Source organism: Acinetobacter sp. TR11, assembly GCF_027105035.1.
In the GTDB taxonomy this organism is placed as follows: domain Bacteria; phylum Pseudomonadota; class Gammaproteobacteria; order Pseudomonadales; family Moraxellaceae; genus Acinetobacter.
In genome coordinates this window covers 1,231,583-1,249,613 of record NZ_CP114256.1, presented here as the reverse complement: position 1 = coordinate 1,249,613, position 18,031 = coordinate 1,231,583, and the positions used below count along the sequence as shown (strand labels likewise).

Sequence of the window (18,031 nt, the reverse complement as noted above, 5' to 3'; positions counted from 1 at the left end):
CCTCACGCATGGCACTTTTGCAAATTGCTGAACCAGGTCAATCTACTGCTCCGCATCAACATCGTATTGCGATCGGCATTGACTTAGGGACAACCCACTCTTTAGTGGCGACAGTGCTATCGGGAAAACCGAAAGTTCTACAAGATGACAAAGATCGTGTATTACTGCCGTCGATTGTTCATTACGCAAAAGATTCAACGACGTTTGGTTATGAAGCCAAGCCGTTTATGATGACTGATCCCAAAAATACTGTTGTTTCAGTGAAACGCTTTATGGGTCGCTCACAAGCAGATATCAAGTTTCAACACCCCTACACACTTGTTGGCGCAGAAAATGAAATGCCGGCATTTGAAACTGCTGCTGGTCGTAAAACACCTGTTGAAATTTCGGCTGAAATCCTAAAACAATTGAAAGATCGTGCAGAAGCTAGTCTAAATAACCCTGTAAATGGTGCAGTGATTACTGTTCCTGCTTATTTTGATGAAGCACAGCGTCAAGCGACACGTGATGCAGCGCAACTTGCAGGCTTAAATGTTCTACGTCTATTGAATGAACCAACTGCCGCAGCCGTTGCTTATGGACTAGATCAAGAAACCAACCTCAGCACAGATCGTAACTACGTGATTTACGACCTAGGTGGCGGTACATTTGACGTTTCTATTTTACGTTTCTCACAAGGTGTCTTTGAAGTTCTTGCGACTGGTGGACATACCGCGCTTGGTGGTGATGACCTTGATCGTTTAATCGTAAAATGGGCAAAAAAACAGCTTAATATCGAAACTTTAAGCGATGAAGAATATGCTGTTTTTGTTGTCGCTGCACGTCAAGCCAAAGAATATTTAACTGACCATGACACTGCTGAATTAACGTTATTGGATGATCGCCTCACTTTAGACCGTCCAACATTTGAATCAATTATTCAAGTTGCACTCGATAAAACCATGAGTGTCTGCAAGCGTGTATTACGTGATGCCAAACTTAATCTCGATGAAATTGAACATGTCGTTCTAGTCGGTGGTTCGACTCGCTCTTATGCAGTTAAAAAAGCAGTGCGAGAATTATTTGAACGTGAACCACTCTGTACGATCAATCCAGACGAAGTGGTTGCGATTGGCGCATCAATTACCGCCAACCAGCTCATTGGCAACAGTCAAGATGGTTCATTATTACTTGATGTCACACCACTTTCTCTTGGTCTAGAAACCATGGGTGGATTGGTTGAACGATTGATTTCACGTAATACTGCAATTCCAGTCGCACGTCGCCAAGAATTTACCACTTATCAAGATGGTCAAACTGCCATGTTGATTCATGTGGTACAAGGTGAACGTGATTTAGTTGAACATTGTCGTTCATTGGGTCGCTTTGTTTTACATGGCATCCCACCAATGACTGCGGGTCAAGCACGTATTGAAGTGACCTTCCAAGTTGATGCAGATGGCTTACTGACAGTATCTGCAAAAGAAACTACTTCTGGTGTTCAAGCGCAAATTGATATCAAACCATCTTATGGTCTATCTGCAGCGGATACTGAACGCCTCTTGGTTGATGGTTTCAAATATGCTGAGGAAGATAAACAACTTCGCCATTTGCAAGAGACCAAAGTTGAAGCACAACGTGAGTTAGAAGCATTAGAGCAAGCGTTAAAAGCAGATACTGACTTACTTTCTCAGCAACAGGCACGTGACTTGATGCTTGCTGCTGAAGCGTTAAAAGCTCGTCTTAAAACCGATGAGCTTGCAGCGATTGAACATGCTGTTCAACAACTTAAAATTCACAGCGATGCCTTTGCGGCACTTCGTATGAATCGACATATTGACCATGCCTTAAAAGGTACAAAACTTGAAGATTGGTCAAACTCAAACTAAAGGTATAGGTGATCAATATGCCACGTATTAAAGTTCTTCCTCATGCACTCATTTGCCCCGAAGGTGCAGAATTTGAAGTCGAACAAAACGCCAATTTATGCCAAAGCTTATTGAAACAAGGCATTAAAATTGAACATGCTTGCGACATGTCTGCGGCATGTACGACTTGCCACGTGATTGTTCGTAAAGGATTCGATAGCCTTGAAGAAATGAACGATGTTGAAGCAGATCTACTTGATCGTGCATGGGGTTTAGAGCCTGACTCTCGCCTGTCATGTCAGGTAGAGATTGTTGATGAAGATTTAGAAATTGAAATTCCGAAATACACAATTAATCATGCTTCGGAAAATCACTAAGCTTTATTCATAAAAAAACTCCTCTTTATTAGAGGAGTTTTTTTAATTTAAATTTATTGATCAACATCATAATCATCAAAATATTGCCAAATAGACTCTACATGATCTCTATAAGCACCTTTATCTATAGGTAGATCATATAATATTTGCAAATCTGGATTATATTTGAGTAATTGTGCCATATTGGTCAATTGAATATTTTGCTCAAAATCCAAACTATTTTCAGAAAAATCATGTGCATCCACATGACAATACATTTGCCAATCTCCGCCTGCATGAGATACCCAACGTATTGGCAATTTTCCATCAATGACACAAGAACACGCAATAACCCCTAAATATTGTGGGAATGCTTTGTATGCTTGCGGATTAAAATCTCTGGTGAAAGGCGTCGCATCCATCACTTCCTGATAGCCTGTAAATGCAATTCCACGTTTTGCAAAGAAATTTTCAATATCACCATCTTGTCGTTTTGCATTATTCAACCAAATCACTTGCCACTCAGTTAAACGTTCTCCACGATCAGCAGTAAATACGCCTGTTTGAGGTTCGTTAATCCAACAGCTTTGACGTATCAAAACCAAAGGATGTTCCGCTCCAGCTGTTTTTTCGGAAAACTGTTTGGCATCTTCATAACTGGAAAATGCACAATAATAATCTTGCCCCTCATATTCATCTAGCGCACCACGTTCTGGATGACACCAAACTCGATATTCAAGAACATCATCATAAAAATAACCTGCACCTGACTTTACCAAAGCAGGATACTCACCCACCATGCTCTCATCAATAGCCAATGGATACTGTGAAACGAATGCAGACATTATTTCAACTCTATCAATAATTATTGGATATTTTTATCTTACTTCATCATCCAAAGTCAGTTTTGGAATACCCTGAGCATTGGTAATTTTTTGTTGTGTTTTGATACGCTGAACCATATTCTCCAAAATTTCAACCAATTCTGGATATTCATAATTCTGCACTTCCTCTAAGTTCAAAACTAGATGGAAGCCTTTATAATCAAAATCAAACCATTTTTGTGTATCGGATTTCTTACCTGTGAATTTTTCCATTACCTGCCAAGTTTTAACAGGTCCTTGAATCCCTTTTAAATAAATTGGCACTTTCGGTACGCACAAAAACTCACCTTTGATCAGTTGGTGAGTGTCATCAGCAATTAAGATTTCATCAACTTCAGCAGCAGACTGCAAACGTGCTGCTAAATTTACATCACGACCAACAATGGTATAAGCCATACGATGTGAAGCCCCGTAGTTGCCTACGTGACAATAACCCGTACTAATACCCATTCGAATGTGCAACGCTGGATAGCCCATTTTCTTCCAACGCTCACGTAACAATTTCATTTGCTGACGCATTGCGATCGCCATTTCTACACAAGACTTCGCATCTTGTTCAACACCCTGAGAATTTGGATCACCGAAGAAGATGAGAATCGCATCGCCCATAAACTTATCAACGGTTGCTTCATACTGTTTTGCTATTTCAGTCATATGACTTAAATAATCATTGAGTAAAAAAGCTAAATCATCAGGAATAAGGCTTTCTGAAAGCTCAGTAAACCCTTGAATATCAGAGAAGAAAATTGTTAATTTTTTACGTTTATATTCAATTTTAGCTTCAGCTTCCCCACGCATGATCGACTGCCATAACTGTAATGGTGCATAACGACTGAGCTGATTTGCAAAGGCAATATAACGTGTCATTTGGTTATGATAGTGCTGACGTTGTTGTCCTAAAATATTGATTCTTCTATGTTGATAATAGTTACCAATCACAATAAACATCATTAAACCAAATAGGCTAACAACTGTTAGTTCTGGATTGGTCGGTTCAAAATATTCCTCTGCACCGAAGATAAAAAAAGTACAGAAGTAAAAAGAAAGAATACCGATTAACCCAATTAAACATGATGCAGGTAAAGTAATTTTATTATTTAAACCGACATACAGCAAAGCAAATAAAATGGTAAATGTAGGAACTAAACTTAAATGTAAACCCGCCAAAACAATCGCAACAATAATGGCTTCACATCCAAAAAGTACATTTTTTTCAGTATTCTTATCAAATTTGTACTGCAGCGATTTTTCTAATTTGGGGCAAATAAGAAAATGGATCAATAAAAAAGGAAGGATATAAAGCTGATAGTTAGCACTGGGAGAGGTAAACGTATAAATTACCAGAATAAGCGACAATATCGAATATCCCATCAAACGATGAAAATAAGCGAACTGTCTAGGTTCTTTATCTATTAACCTGTCTAGTGACACCCTACCCTCCTTCCTTGTTATAGAAGACTGTTTTTTATTCTATTTTCTAAATCAGTCCATACGCCAGTCAAAAGGCATATCGCCTTGACCACGTAATGCAAGCATTAATGTCTGACGCATATGTGCAAGTACATCATTGCTATAAGGTACGGCTGGCGTTCCCCAAACTGGTTTAGGCCATGCAACATCATTTTGATAACGAACAACATGATGGAAATGCAGTTGTGGCACAACGTTACCGAGTGCTGCAACATTCATTTTGTCTGCACGGAATACGCGTGCCAATTGGCTAGATAACCAGCTTGATTCACGTAAGAACTGTTCCTGATCAGCTTGGCTAAGCTCATATAACTCGGTGATTCCTGGTACACGTGGTATAAGAATCAACCATGGAAATTGCATATCATTCATTAAACGACATGTTGAAAGCGGAAAGTCGCCTACAAAAAATGTATCTTGAGCAAGTTGTGGATGCAAACTAAACATATCTTTATAAATGATGCATAATAATGATGATCAATACTATCACATCAGTTTTGATGTGAATATTATTAGTCGCCTGTTTGATTACAAATAACAATGATTTTCCTTATTTATTACATCGACATCCGACAAAAAGCAAATTCTTTGCTTAAAGGGAATCCAAGCTGTTCAATTCGTCAGCAAAAAATATACTTTTCAACTAACTATGCAGCTCATTTAGCAATTTATTTAACAAATCAACAATAAACTGAATCCGCTTATCGTACTCAGCCATTTGCACTGTGATCTTTAAGCGTTGACCACCTTCCATACGATAATAGGTTGGATTCTTTTGCATTAATTGAATAATACTGATTGCCTGCACAGGTGTGTCCGGCGAAAATTCAATGTATCCACCGTTATTATTGACATCAATCTTAGTAATCCCTAACTGCTCTGCCTTCAAACGCAATTGATGCACACTAAACAATTGTTTGACTGACTGTGGTGGAATGCCAAAGCGATCAATGAGTTCCATCCGAATATTATCAAGCTTCTCTTGTGTATCCGTATTACTTATGCGCTTATAGAACAACAAACGCTGATGCACATCACCCAAATAATCATCTGGAATCAATGCTGGCATATGTAGGTTAATTTCAGCAGTTAATGACAAAGGTGCATCAAAGTTTGGTGTTTTGCCTTTTTGGATGGCTTTGGTCGCTTTCTCTAACATTTCCATATACAAGCTATAACCAATTGCTTGCATCGAACCACTTTGCTGCTCACCAAGTAATTCACCCGCACCCCGAATCTCCAAGTCTTCAGTTGCAAGCATGAATCCTGCGCCCAGTGTTGAAGCACGTTGAATGGCATCAAGACGTTTTTCTGCATCGCCTTTGAGATGTTTTAGCGATGGAACCAATAAATAGGCATACGCTTGATGGTGCGAACGTCCAACACGACCACGCAATTGATGCAACTGCGCTAAACCCAGTTTGTCTGCACGTTCAATAATAATGGTATTGGCATTCGGTACATCAATACCCGTTTCGATAATGGTTGAACATACAAGAACATTATATTCTTTGTGATAGAACTGCTGCATGACCTGCTCAAGTTCACGTTCGCGCATTTGTCCATGTGCAACTGCAACACGTGCCTCTGGGACTAAATTACGAATCGTTTCTGCTGCTCTTTCAATGGTTTCAACTTCATTATGTAATAAATAAACCTGACCACCACGTAACAACTCACGCAAAATCGCTTCTTTAATTGAGTCATCCGTATGTTCTTGAACAAAAGTTTTGACTGCTAAACGGCGGGCAGGCGGCGTTGCAATAATCGAAAGATCTCGCATCCCAGAGAATGCCATATTCAGAGTTCGTGGAATCGGTGTCGCTGTGAGTGTCAGCATATCCACATCGGCACGTAAAGCTTTAATCCGTTCTTTATCACGAACACCAAAACGATGTTCCTCATCAACAATCATTAAACCTAGATTTTTAAATTGAATGTTTTCTTGCAGGATTTTATGTGTTCCCACCACAATATCAACTTTGCCTTCAGCTAAGTCTTCAATTGTTTTCAGATGCGTTTTATTACTACCAAAACGAGACAGCACTTCAATACGCACCGCTGTATCAGCAAAACGATCTTTAAAGGACTCATAATGCTGCTGTGCCAATAGCGTAGTAGGAACTAATACCGCAACTTGCTTGTTGTTTTGGACTGCAACAAAAGCTGCTCGCATCGCCACTTCGGTTTTACCAAAACCAACATCACCACAGACCAAACGATCCATTGGTTTGGCAAGCTGCATATCATGGAGGGTTGCTTCAATCGCATTGGCTTGGTCTAAAGTCTCTTCATAGGCAAAGCCACTAGAGAATTGCATATATCCCGTATGGTCCAATTCAAAGGCAAAACCCGGTTTCGATTGACGGCGTGCCTGAATATGTAATAACTCTGCGGCAACATCATGGATTTGCTCTAAAGCTTTCCGCTTGGCTTTACTCCATGTATCTGTACCTAATTTATGTAAAGGTGCTAAGTCAGGATCGCCACCACTATAACGACTGATCAGGTGTAAATTAGTGACAGGCACATAGACTTTCGCACCATCTGCATAATCGAGCTGTAAAAACTCATGATCCTGTTGATCAATTTCTAAGGTAATTAAGCCTGCATAACGCCCAACACCATGATCGATATGTACTACAGGCGCACCAATACTGAGTTCAGTTAAACTCCGAACAAGAAATTCTTCAGAAACTTCTTGCTGACGCTTACGACGTCGTTGTACTACCCGATGTTCATAGAGTTGATTTTCAGAAATGACTGAGAGTTGATTGCTTAGCACGAGTCCGCGATCTAATGGCGCGCTTGTGATTGCAACTTGTAGCTTGTCTTTCTGAAATTGAACAAAACTCTCTACATTTTGGATGTCGCCTAGAACCGAACGTAATGCATCTTTTAAGGTTTCACGCCGACCTGCACTTTCTGCTACCAATAAAACAGGATGTTTAACTTGGTCAATATAATGTTTAACTGCTTCAAAGGGCTGTTCTTTTTTAGGATCAACTGCAAGCTTTGGTGGTTGTTCTGCTGCAAGATTTAAAACACCTACTTTTTCGTCAAATGCTTCTGCTGAAGCTAAAATCCTTGGAAATTGGTTTAATGCCTGTAACACATGATTTGGCATTAAAAAAAGCTCTTCAGGTGGAAGAATTGGTTGGTCGATGTTATGACGGCGATCTTCATAACGACGAACCACTTCTTTCCAAAAATTGATTAATTCATCTTCAACTTCGTTATTTGTAATGACAACGCAATTCTTTGGTAAGTATGTCATAAGCATACTTTGCGCTTCCATCACCTTTTTCTCAAAGAATAAAGGTAAATAGAACTCTAATCCCGGTGTTGCAATTCCTTCAAGTACATCTTGATAAATTGGGTTTTTCTTAGGATTCGCAGTTGGAAAACTTTCTGCGTAACGATCTCTAAAGGTAGAACGTCCCTCTTTTAAAGGAAATTCTTTTGCAGGTAAAACGGTGAAGTTTTTTAAAGATTCAGTGGTTCTTTGCGTTTCTGGATCAAAAAATTTTAAGCTTTCAATTTCATCATCAAATAAATCAATTCGAATCGGTTGATCTTGTCCAGATGCATAAATGTCCATGATACTACCACGAACAGCAAACTCCCCATGATCATAAACAGTATCGACCAAACGATAACCTGCCTGCACCAGTTGCTTTTTCTGCACTTCCAAATTAAGTCGTTGTCCAACTTTAATATCAAAGTGTTCACCCACCACCCATGAATATGGTGCAACACGTTGAGCCAAAGTACTTGCAGAAACCAGCAGAATACCCTTTTGTGGCATATTCGATAAAATCGCCAAACGTTCAGACACAATATCTTGATGCGGAGACAAACGATCGTAAGGCAAGATTTCCCAATCAGGAAAAATCGTTGGTTTTATCCCGTAAAATTCGAGTTCACTTTCGAGCTGAGCAAGATGCTGATTATTTCTCGCAACAATCACATATAGATTTGAACTTTGCGTGGCAATTTCTTTGAATAATAATGCTGCTGACGATCCAAGTAAGGAACCAATCCAGCGTTTTTCGCCTGCTTTGAATTGTTTTAAGTTTAATTGAGAAATTTCTTGTTGAAACATAGAGAAAATCATGTAATCGAAAAGACAATGCGCTTAGTTTAGCATGGAGTTTTTTACTTGAAGAATAAATTCGACTGATCACCCAAACGATTTAAGTTTACTTAGGCTATTTTATTCCCTATCCTATCAACATCATTTAACGTGAATAAACCAATTGGTTACTCAATAAGATTTGACTTATAAACCATATATTTAAAATTATTTTTTCAATAAAACTAAGAGAGAAATTTAATCCACACCCATGATAACCAATATTCCCACCCAGCAAATCCGAGCTGTTTATAACGATCAGACGATTCGTGTTTATCAAGCTTATTCTGATGCTATTGCAAATGCCGCCCTTCTTAATCAAACGTTTGTTTCACCACCATTTAAAATGGAAAGAATGACATGGATTAAACCCTCATTCCTTTGGATGATGTATCGTGCTGGCTGGGGATTTAAAGATGATGGGCAAAATCGCATTTTAGCTATAGACATCACCCTTGAAGGTTTTGAATGGGCATTGGCACATAGCTGCCTCAGTCATCGTGATCCGTCATTAAGCGAAGAAAAATGGCAACAACGCAAAGATCATTCACCTGTACGAATTCAATGGGATCCTGAACGTGATCTATTATTACAACCACTTGAGCATAGAGCGATACAAATCGGACTGAGTAAAGAAGCTGTTCAACGCTATGTCAATCAATGGATTGTTTCGATTACAGACATTACACCACTTGCACATCAGATTCATGGATTAATCCAACAAAATAAAATGCAAGCAGCACGTCTACTATTGCCAAAAGAAACGATTTATATTCGATAAAATAAGCTACGGAATAATCTTCAACAGACCCTATTCCGTAGCTTAAATTTTCTTGAGATTTATAAATCTCACTCTTGTTTAAGATGCAAATTTTACATTCGGGAAAAACCGCTCTTCGATCAAGTCATAACACCATTGGAAGATAAAGGTATATACCAAAATACACATCGTTAAACCAAAATCTAAAATTAATGCATCAATAAAACTCATCTTCATCATATAGGCAATAATTGGAATGGTCACAAGCATCAAACCACCCTCAAAGCCAACCGCATGTAAAATACGCACAGGAATCGTTCGTTTCCACTGATGTTTATGTTCAATTTTCTCAAAATAATGGTTAAAAATCATGTTCCAAATCACCGAAATGACAGCCATGATTACACCTAAAATACCTGTTACTTCGAGTGGCATACTAAAAATAAAACTTAACGCAATCGCGATGATGACCAATAAGATCACTTCATAGCTAATTGCATGAATGAGTCTTCTTCTGGAAATCAACATTTTATAACACTCTTTTGTTTGGATATGCACCATTTTATTTTTGGTGGTGTTCTAAAAAGTATGCTCATAAGAAAAGGAGGCAACGAGGAACAATTCAGCTATATTTAAATGTGTGAAAATCGAAATAGAACTTCATTGTCCTCGATGCCAGAGTACAAGTATAAAGAAGAATGGCATTAAACACGATGGTAAGCAAAACTATCGTTGTAAAGAATGTAATAGGCAGTTTGTGGGTGACCATAATTTGACGTATTTAGGCTGTCATTCAAAAGCGGTCAAATTGATTTTGCTTATGCTTGTGCGATGTTGTGGCATTCGGGATATTGCAAAGATTACGAGGTTTAGTATTGGCAAGATACTTAAAACGCTTACACAATCAAATCATGAAATAATTCCTCAAAGAACTCATTATAAATGCTTGGAAGTTGATGAATTTTGGACATTTGTAGGCAACAAGAAAGATAAGCATTGGCTACAGTACGTCTATGATAGAAGTAGCGGAGAAATAGTGGCTTTTGTATGGGGAGGAAGAGATGCTCATACAGCACAAAGGCTAAAAAACCGTTTAGAAGAACTGGGTATTACTTATGATTGTATATCGAGTGATCATTGGGAAAGTTTCATCAAAATTTTTAAGCCGGACCAAGAAGGGAAATATTATACAGTCGGGATAGAAGGAAACAACTGCCGATTAAGACACCGCATAAGGCGAGCAGTAAGAAGAACATGCTGTTTTTCGAAGAAGGTATTGAATCATGTAAAAGCTTTTAATCTTGGATTCTTTTACATTAACCACGGTTTTGTATAGTGATGTTAAAATGATCAGCATACATTTTGAAACACCACCTTATTTTTATAATTTTGATTAATCCAATTAGGTTTTTTCAGTTTTTTTGACAGATGAATATTAATCAAGAACAACTTCTGATGTTTCAAACTGTCATTGAGACAGGCTCATTTTCGGCGGCTGCACGGAAACTCGGCAAAGTTCCTTCGGCAGTGAGCATGTCAATTGCCAATTTAGAAATTGATCTGAATCTAAATTTATTCGAGCGAATTGGACGTGAACCTGCACCAACACCTGCGGCAATGGTTTTATACGAGAAAACTCAACAACTTTTGATTGAAATAAATCAATGGAAACAGCATGCTCATGCGCTCAGCACTGGGCTAGAGTCAACCTTAAACATTGTCGTAGTCTCTGAATTACTGCATACCAATTGGACAGATTACATTACGTTGCTTGAACAACATTTTCCGAATCTGACGATTAATATTTTTTCTGCTCCTCAAGAAGATGCTTTACAGATGTTGCTCGATCAATCTGCACAACTTGCACTCATGTTTGAACGAGAACAATTAGATAGTCGTGAACAATTTGTTGAATTAAAACGAGAAGCTCTTGTTCCAGTGATTGCTCAAGGTCATGCTTTAGCTCAATTTGAGCAAATTTCCTTTGAGCAAATGGTGCAGACGCGCCAAATCGTGGTGGCTAGCCGTAACCATAGCATCAAGCCAGAACTACTATTTTCTAAAGATTATTGGCGCACAGATAATCATCATTCTGCGTGTATGATGATTATTCGGAATTTAGGTTGGGGAGTTTTACCCTTAGAAATGTTTAATGAGAATCCCGAACTAAAGAAAAAACTAAAAGTTTTGGAACTTTATGATTTCACCCCAAAGTTTGAATACTACGTCGATCTAGTCTGGAGTCGAGAAAGCGAGTTAGGTATTGCTGCTAGATTTTTGATTGAGCACATTCGACAACTACGTCAGCAACCTAGAAAATAGAGTAAATCACTCAGGTTTAAATGTATTCAAAGCGATGCTTTGCTTTCCTGTAGATTGTGCTATAAAGAACTTATCCATAATTTTGTTTAAGTAAGAACGCTATATCAATGACTCAGACTGCATTACACCAATTAAAAAATTTAACAACCGTTGTTGCCGATAGTAGTGATCTAGAAGCGATTGAAAAATTTCGTCCCTTAGATGCAACAACCAATCCATCACTTATTACAGCAGCGGCTGAACAACCTGAAAGTAAGCAACTGATTGAAGATGCTTATACACAAGCAAAACAAGAAGGCTATCAAAGTGATGAACTGATTGAACGCACCATTGATATTTTGACGGTGAAGTTTGGCGTTGAAATTTTAAAATTGATCGATGGACGTGTTTCAACTGAAGTCGATGCTTCTCTTTCTTATGATACTGATGCGACGATTGCCAAAGCGCGTGAACTTTCTAAACTTTACCAAGACTATGGTATTGAGCAATCTCGTGTCTTGATCAAGATCGCGTCAACGTGGGAAGGTATTCAAGCAGCTAAAGTTTTAGAGGCTGAAGGGATTCCATGTAACTTAACATTATTATTTGGTTTGCATCAGGCTCAAGCTTGTGCAGATGCAAAAGTTACCCTGATCTCTCCTTTTGTCGGTCGTATTTTAGACTGGTATAAAAAAGCGGAAGGCGTTGAGCAATATCCAATCGAAAACGATCCAGGTGTTCTTTCAGTCAAGAAAATTTATAACTATTACAAACAACACGGCATTGCGACACAGGTCATGGGAGCAAGTTTCCGTAGCACAGCACAAGTCCTTGGTTTAGCAGGTTGTGACTTACTCACAATTGCACCAAATCTATTGGCTCAACTTGAACAAGATCAACAGGTTGTTGAAGCTCAACTTAGCCCAACTTCGGCGCAACAAGCTGAGAAAATTGAACGTACAGCTCAAACCAAAGAAAGTTTTAAAGCTGAACTTGAGCAAGATTTAATGGCTTTCCAATTACTACAAGGTGGTATTGATGGCTTTATCAAAGCACGTGATCATTTGAGTTTATTACTGCGTCAATCTTTTGGTATTGATGCAGAGATTCGACCTTAATTAGTTTATTTTTCACCTATAAAAACCGATTTTTGTTATATTAGCGAAAATCGGTTTTTTTAATGAGTAGATTGTGTTCGGCATAACAGATTTAACCACTTTCATTATTGGTACAATCTTAATTGTGTTATTGCCTGGCCCAAACTCTTTATATGTGATGTCCGTCGCTTCACGCTATGGTATTCGTACAGGTTATGCTGCGGCATGTGGCGTATTCACAGGTGATTCTATTTTAATCCTGTGTACGGTTCTAGGTGCGGCATCATTATTAAAAGCCTTTCCGATTTTATTTATCGTTCTCAAGTTAACAGGTGCTTGTTATCTCGCCTATCTAGGCTTCAAACTATTACAAAGTGCCTATCAGACATGGAATAAGCCTCCACACCCTACAGAAATGGCTAATTTACCACGATTAGATCAAATTCATCCCTATCGTACCGCACTCAGTATCAGTTTACTCAATCCTAAAGCGATTCTGTTTTTCCTGTCTTTTTTCGTGCAATTTGTACAACCCAATTATGCTTATCCAGCACTCAGCTTTCTAACCTTAGCCATCATTGTGCAACTGGTCAGTTTTACCTATCTGACTGCTTTGATTTTTTCAGGTGTTAAATTAGCAGACTTTTTCAAACATAATTACAAACTTGCCGCAGGAGGTGTTTGTAGCGTAGGCATTTTATTCTTTATATTTGGATTACGACTAGCAACCTCTACCCTTGCATAACTCTGTTTTGATCATATGGTCAACTCATTCAATCATTTTAAAACTACGATTTTCGCCGAATTAACGATATACTTTTCAACAAATTTTAATCAAGTATAGATGCATTGATGCAACGTCTAATTCAAGATTTTTCGATTCCTGCCATTTTTGCTGGTTTTATTACCTTTCTGATTGGAATAAGTGTTTCTGCGGTACTGGTCATTCAAGGGGCGCAATCTCTCGGTGCAAATACAGCACAAATTAGCTCTTGGTTTTGGGCATTAGGTTTAGCGATTGGATTATCAGGACTCATCTTATCTTGGAAATATAAATACCCTGTCGCAACCGCATGGTCGACGCCCGGAATTGCTTTAATTATTGCATCTTCTGGCCATTATGATTTGTATGAAGCGATTGGTGCTTTCTTAGTTTGTGGCGTCGCGATCGCAATCGTTGGATTTTCAGGCATTTTTCAAAAGCTGTTGGCGCATATTCCTCAAAGCCTCACATGTGCCATGCTTGCAGGAATTTTATTAAAATTTGGGATTCAAATCTTTAGCAGCTTAGAAAGTCAGCTCGGTTTTATCTTGAGCATGTTGGCAATTTATCTTGTTTCAAAACGCTTATTACCTCGTTATAGCATTGTGCTGACAGTGATTTTAGGTGCAATGATTTGCCCTCTATTTATTGATTTCAAATTGCATTCAATTACTTGGTCTTTCACCCAACCTGTATGGATGCAACCTTCATTCTCATGGTCTGCATTACTGGGTCTAGCCTTACCCTTGTTTGTCATCAATATGACTTCTCAAAATTTGCCTGGTATCGCCATGATCAAAAGTTATGGTTATCACCCACACGTCAATCAACTAGTAGGCTGGACAGGTATTGCACATACGATTTTCGCCCCTTTTGGTTGTTTCTCGATAAATTTAGCCGCGATTAGTGCAGCGGTCAGTTTAGATGATCAAGTGCATCCTGATCCGAGCAAACGCTATATTGCAGGTATAAGCTGTGGTTTGTTTTATATTTTAATGGGGCTTTTTGCTGCAACCTTAGTCAGCTTACTCATGTCATTTCCGCCTATTTTTATTGTTGCACTTGCAGGTATTGCCCTATTTGCCACGATTAGCCATAACATTGCAGTGGCTTTTGCAAACGTAGAAGAACGAGAAGCAGCATTACTCACCTTTTTATGTAGCGCATCTGGGATTCAGTTTTTCGGAATTGGTTCTGCATTTTGGGGGCTTTTATTGGGTATTTTTGTTTTAGTTTTATTCAAATTTAAATTAAAAAATAAGTCTTAGTCTAGCTAAGACTTATTTCAATCCATTTTATTTCAAAGTCGATTTACCTATCTTCTACATCCTTTTCAGTTTCTTCACCATTTAAAATTCGTCCTGCTTGTTTAGGACGAATCAATGGTGCTGTAGGTCGAGGATGAGAATGTGAGTACTGTAAACCCACCCCAGCATAGACATCATCCGCAGCAATTTCTGTTTCAAAACGCTCATTATCACGTTCTCGAATTTCATTTGAGATCATGCGAACTTCATCTTCATCGACACCTAATTGCTCTAAAATGACTTCACCGAATTTAATCGCAGATTCAAAGGTTTCACGAATCATATAATCGACTTGTTGTTTGACTAAATGTAGTGAATGCTCCCGATCATAAGAACGAACCAAGACTTTGGCTAATGGAAATTCATGTGTCACCAATTCCACAATTCGATTGGTTGTTTGTTTACTGTCGACACAGATGACGATTGCTTCTGCCGTCGAAGCACCTGAAGCATGCAAAATATCGAGACGACAACCATCGCCGTAGTAGATTTTAAAACCAAATTTTTCTGCGTTTTGAATCATGTCGATGTCATTATCAATAATCGTGACATCAACTCCTCTTGCCAAAAGCAATTGACTGGTTACCTGACCAAAACGACCAAAACCAATCATTAGAATACTGCCGCTTAGACCTTCAGCAATATCGACATTATCAAGAGAAACTGAATCTTTGGTTTCGGTAAATCGTTTAAAAAGAATGCCTAAGATTGGGGTCAGTACCATAGACAGTACAATAATTGCTGTTAGATTCGACTTAACTGTATTATCAATCACTTGAGCAGTGACCGCCGCGGAAAACAGAACAAAGGCAAACTCACCACCTTGAGCCATCAATAAAGCACGATCCAAAGCTTCGGTATGCCGACTTTTGGTCAAACGAGCAACAATATAAATCATGAGTGATTTAGCAAACATCATTGCAATAACGCCACTCACAATCAGTTGCCAATTTTGCTTCACGACCGATAAATCTAGTGACATTCCAACACCAAGAAAAAATAACCCCAATAAAATTCCTCGAAATGGTTCAATATCGGCTTCAATTTGGTGTCTAAAAGTTGATTCTGATAGCAACACGCCTGCAAGAAATGCCCCCATTGCCATAGATAAGCCACTGACTTGCATCAATAAAGCAGCACCCAAAACCACTAAAAGTGCAGCAGCCGTCATCACTTCTCGTGCTTTTGCCGCAGCGAGTAATCTAAATAAAGGATTGAGCAACCAATAACCTGCGGCGATTAAACCTGCAATTGCAATCAACCCAATACCTATATTTTCTAAACGTGCTGAGGTACTTTCCACTACATGATTCGGTGCCATAAAAGCAACAATTGCCAGTAAAGGAACAATCAATAAGTCTTCAAATAATAAAATTGCGACAATCTTTTGACCTTGTGGCTGTGCAATATCACCACGATCACCCAAGAGTTGCATCACAATTGCGGTAGACGTCAGTACAAAACCTGCTGCACCAATAAATGCAACTTGCCATTTAAATCCAAATAAGAGCCCAACACCTGTTAATGCCAAAGCACAAGCAATAATTTGCAAAGTTCCTAAGCCAAAAATCTCACGCCTTAGACTCCATAAATGTGAGGGCTGCATTTCCAGCCCAATCACAAATAAGTACATGACAATACCAAGCTCTGCAATATGTAGAATCGAAGCAGAATCATGAAAAAATGCGAATCCAAATGGGCCAATAACTAAGCCAGCAATTAAATAACCAAGAACTGAGCCTAAGCCAATTCGTTTAAAAATAGGAACGGCTATTACAGCCGCAGCCAATAAAACAACTGGCGCGATTAAACTGATTGAGTGTACTTCTGAACTCATACTGTTCTCATTTTTATTTATCTGATTTTATTGTATGTGAAACAATAAAAGACTTATATATCAATTACGAGATAGTTATTCTCAATAGAACTATTTAAAATATTGATATACATAACTTAGTTAATTGCATTTTTATCCCAGAAAGCTTGACGAATTTGTGGCATCACGTTCAGATGATTAATAATATGCAGCGCATCTTCAGCCTCAATTGAACTCGCAATCAGTGTCGCTTCGATCTCAACCTCTTTTTCACCAAACGGCGTTACATCAATATCTTTGGCAGGATAGTTATGATGTTTCAAAGTTAGATTCAGCTCGTCCATGACTACCTTACTCTGAGTACGATCACAAATAATATAGATGACATGTAAGACTTCTGCCTCATCATCTAATGGGCGGCGATCTATGGCATGAACAATAGGTCTTAACAAAATATTCGCAGCTAAAATAAAAGCAGTTGCAAGTATCGCTTCAACAATCAAATCAGCGCCTGCCGAAGCACCGATAGCAGCAGAACACCATAATGTCGCAGCCGTATTTAAACCATGAATGTTGCCTTCTTGGCGCATAATCACACCTGCACCTAAGAAACCAATTCCTGAAACAACATAAGCAATCACCCGAACTGCTCCATCAGCTTCAGTCAAATTAATTGCAATATCTACAAAAATCGCCGCTCCCACAGCAACTAAAACATTTGTTCTAAGTCCTGCTGTACGTTGTCGATATTGACGTTCAAATCCAATCAATGCACCGAGAATAAAAGCAACGGACAGGCTGATAACCTAGATTGGTATCCAATGCTAAACGTTGATCTAAGAGTTGAAAACTGACAGGAACATTCAAAAACCAGTTTAAATCCCCATGATGAGCAACATCATCACGGGATAGCTGTAAACTACTGGCAACACCCCAATCATTCTCCATTGGCCTTAAAATGCTTTTTGCTTGAACTGAAAAGCCATGAATCTGATCTTGATCTTTACTTGAGTGATAGCCCAAAGATACTTCTAAATTTTGATTGAGATTACAGGCAGGTACGACTTGATAAGACCAAGTGCCGTCTTTTTTAGGTGAGAAACTAAACAGGATGCAGTCAATACAATAAATTTTGCGGATACAGCAAAATTTTATAGGAGGGTTTAGAATATTTAACAAAGCTATCTCATTGCAAGATAGCCGACCTAAATAGCTCACTTGCTCAGTATTCGCTTTTGCTTAATCCTTTATTAAACCCGAACCTCGAACAACTTCCCATTTAGGATCTCCGTGAA

The 18,031-nt window shown here is 38.7% G+C and carries 15 protein-coding genes and 1 pseudogene; 8 read left to right on the top strand and 8 right to left on the bottom strand.

Annotated features, from left to right (window positions below):
- Positions 1–8: 8 nt before the first annotated feature.
- On the top strand, positions 9–1,868 hold the full coding sequence (gene hscA, locus O1450_RS06040) for a Fe-S protein assembly chaperone HscA (RefSeq protein WP_269230076.1): 1,860 nt from the start codon (positions 9–11) through the stop codon (positions 1,866–1,868).
- Positions 1,869–1,885: 17 nt separating this feature from the next.
- On the top strand, positions 1,886–2,224 hold the full coding sequence (fdx, locus tag O1450_RS06035) for an ISC system 2Fe-2S type ferredoxin (RefSeq protein ID WP_004661453.1): 339 nt from the start codon (positions 1,886–1,888) through the stop codon (positions 2,222–2,224).
- A 53-nt stretch (positions 2,225–2,277) separates the two neighbouring features.
- Here fdx and O1450_RS06030 read toward each other — a convergent pair whose 3' ends face one another.
- The 4 genes from O1450_RS06030 to mfd all read right to left on the bottom strand — a co-directional run bounded on the left by O1450_RS06030 (position 2,278) and on the right by mfd (position 8,662).
- The gene (locus O1450_RS06030) at positions 2,278–3,048 is read right to left on the bottom strand and encodes a hypothetical protein (RefSeq protein ID WP_269230075.1); all 771 of its coding nucleotides are present in this window, start codon (positions 3,046–3,048) and stop codon (positions 2,278–2,280) included.
- A gap of 33 nt (positions 3,049–3,081) precedes the next feature.
- The gene (locus O1450_RS06025; protein WP_269230074.1) at positions 3,082–4,518 is read right to left on the bottom strand and encodes an adenylate/guanylate cyclase domain-containing protein; all 1,437 of its coding nucleotides are present in this window, start codon (positions 4,516–4,518) and stop codon (positions 3,082–3,084) included.
- A gap of 51 nt (positions 4,519–4,569) precedes the next feature.
- Complete coding sequence (locus O1450_RS06020) at positions 4,570–5,004, bottom strand: HIT domain-containing protein (protein WP_018678066.1); 435 nt, start codon at positions 5,002–5,004, stop codon at positions 4,570–4,572.
- A gap of 196 nt (positions 5,005–5,200) precedes the next feature.
- Complete coding sequence (gene mfd, locus O1450_RS06015) at positions 5,201–8,662, bottom strand: transcription-repair coupling factor (protein ID WP_269230073.1); 3,462 nt, start codon at positions 8,660–8,662, stop codon at positions 5,201–5,203.
- 241 nt (positions 8,663–8,903) lie between these two features.
- Here mfd and O1450_RS06010 point away from each other — a divergent pair, with 241 nt between their 5' ends.
- Positions 8,904–9,473, top strand: coding sequence for a DUF4291 domain-containing protein (locus O1450_RS06010; RefSeq protein ID WP_269230072.1), 570 nt, complete (start codon positions 8,904–8,906; stop codon positions 9,471–9,473).
- 78 nt (positions 9,474–9,551) lie between these two features.
- Here the strand turns inward: O1450_RS06010 and aceI are convergent, their stop codons facing one another.
- Positions 9,552–9,980: a chlorhexidine efflux PACE transporter AceI gene (gene aceI, locus O1450_RS06005; RefSeq protein ID WP_269230071.1), complete on the bottom strand. Its 429-nt coding sequence runs from the start codon at positions 9,978–9,980 to the stop codon at positions 9,552–9,554.
- A 112-nt stretch (positions 9,981–10,092) separates the two neighbouring features.
- Here aceI and O1450_RS06000 point away from each other — a divergent pair, with 112 nt between their 5' ends.
- The 5 genes from O1450_RS06000 to O1450_RS05980 all read left to right on the top strand — a co-directional run bounded on the left by O1450_RS06000 (position 10,093) and on the right by O1450_RS05980 (position 14,881).
- Positions 10,093–10,788 carry an IS1 family transposase gene (locus tag O1450_RS06000; RefSeq protein ID WP_269228537.1) on the top strand — a complete coding sequence of 232 codons (696 nt, stop codon included), beginning with the start codon at positions 10,093–10,095 and terminating at the stop codon, positions 10,786–10,788.
- A gap of 92 nt (positions 10,789–10,880) precedes the next feature.
- Positions 10,881–11,774, top strand: coding sequence for a LysR family transcriptional regulator (locus tag O1450_RS05995; RefSeq protein ID WP_269230070.1), 894 nt, complete (start codon positions 10,881–10,883; stop codon positions 11,772–11,774).
- Positions 11,775–11,881: 107 nt separating this feature from the next.
- On the top strand, positions 11,882–12,871 hold the full coding sequence (gene tal, locus O1450_RS05990; RefSeq protein WP_269230069.1) for a transaldolase: 990 nt from the start codon (positions 11,882–11,884) through the stop codon (positions 12,869–12,871).
- A gap of 73 nt (positions 12,872–12,944) precedes the next feature.
- Entirely contained in the window at positions 12,945–13,595 is a 651-nt protein-coding gene (leuE, locus tag O1450_RS05985) for a leucine efflux protein LeuE (RefSeq protein ID WP_269230068.1), read from the top strand.
- Positions 13,596–13,702: 107 nt separating this feature from the next.
- Positions 13,703–14,881: a benzoate/H(+) symporter BenE family transporter gene (locus tag O1450_RS05980; RefSeq protein WP_269230067.1), complete on the top strand. Its 1,179-nt coding sequence runs from the start codon at positions 13,703–13,705 to the stop codon at positions 14,879–14,881.
- A gap of 43 nt (positions 14,882–14,924) precedes the next feature.
- On the opposite strand, the gene O1450_RS05975 is transcribed toward O1450_RS05980, so the two are convergent.
- From O1450_RS05975 to O1450_RS05965, 3 genes and pseudogenes are all read right to left on the bottom strand, one after another.
- The gene (locus tag O1450_RS05975; protein ID WP_269230066.1) at positions 14,925–16,757 is read right to left on the bottom strand and encodes a monovalent cation:proton antiporter-2 (CPA2) family protein; all 1,833 of its coding nucleotides are present in this window, start codon (positions 16,755–16,757) and stop codon (positions 14,925–14,927) included.
- Positions 16,758–16,873: 116 nt separating this feature from the next.
- Positions 16,874–17,539 (bottom strand): MgtC/SapB family protein, encoded by a 666-nt coding sequence (locus O1450_RS05970; protein ID WP_269230429.1) that lies wholly within the window; start codon positions 17,537–17,539, stop codon positions 16,874–16,876.
- Positions 17,535–17,840: pseudogene (locus tag O1450_RS05965) on the bottom strand (hypothetical protein); the annotation flags it as partial. The pseudogene O1450_RS05965 and the gene O1450_RS05970, both read right to left, overlap by 5 nt.
- Positions 17,841–18,031: the final 191 nt, after the last annotated feature.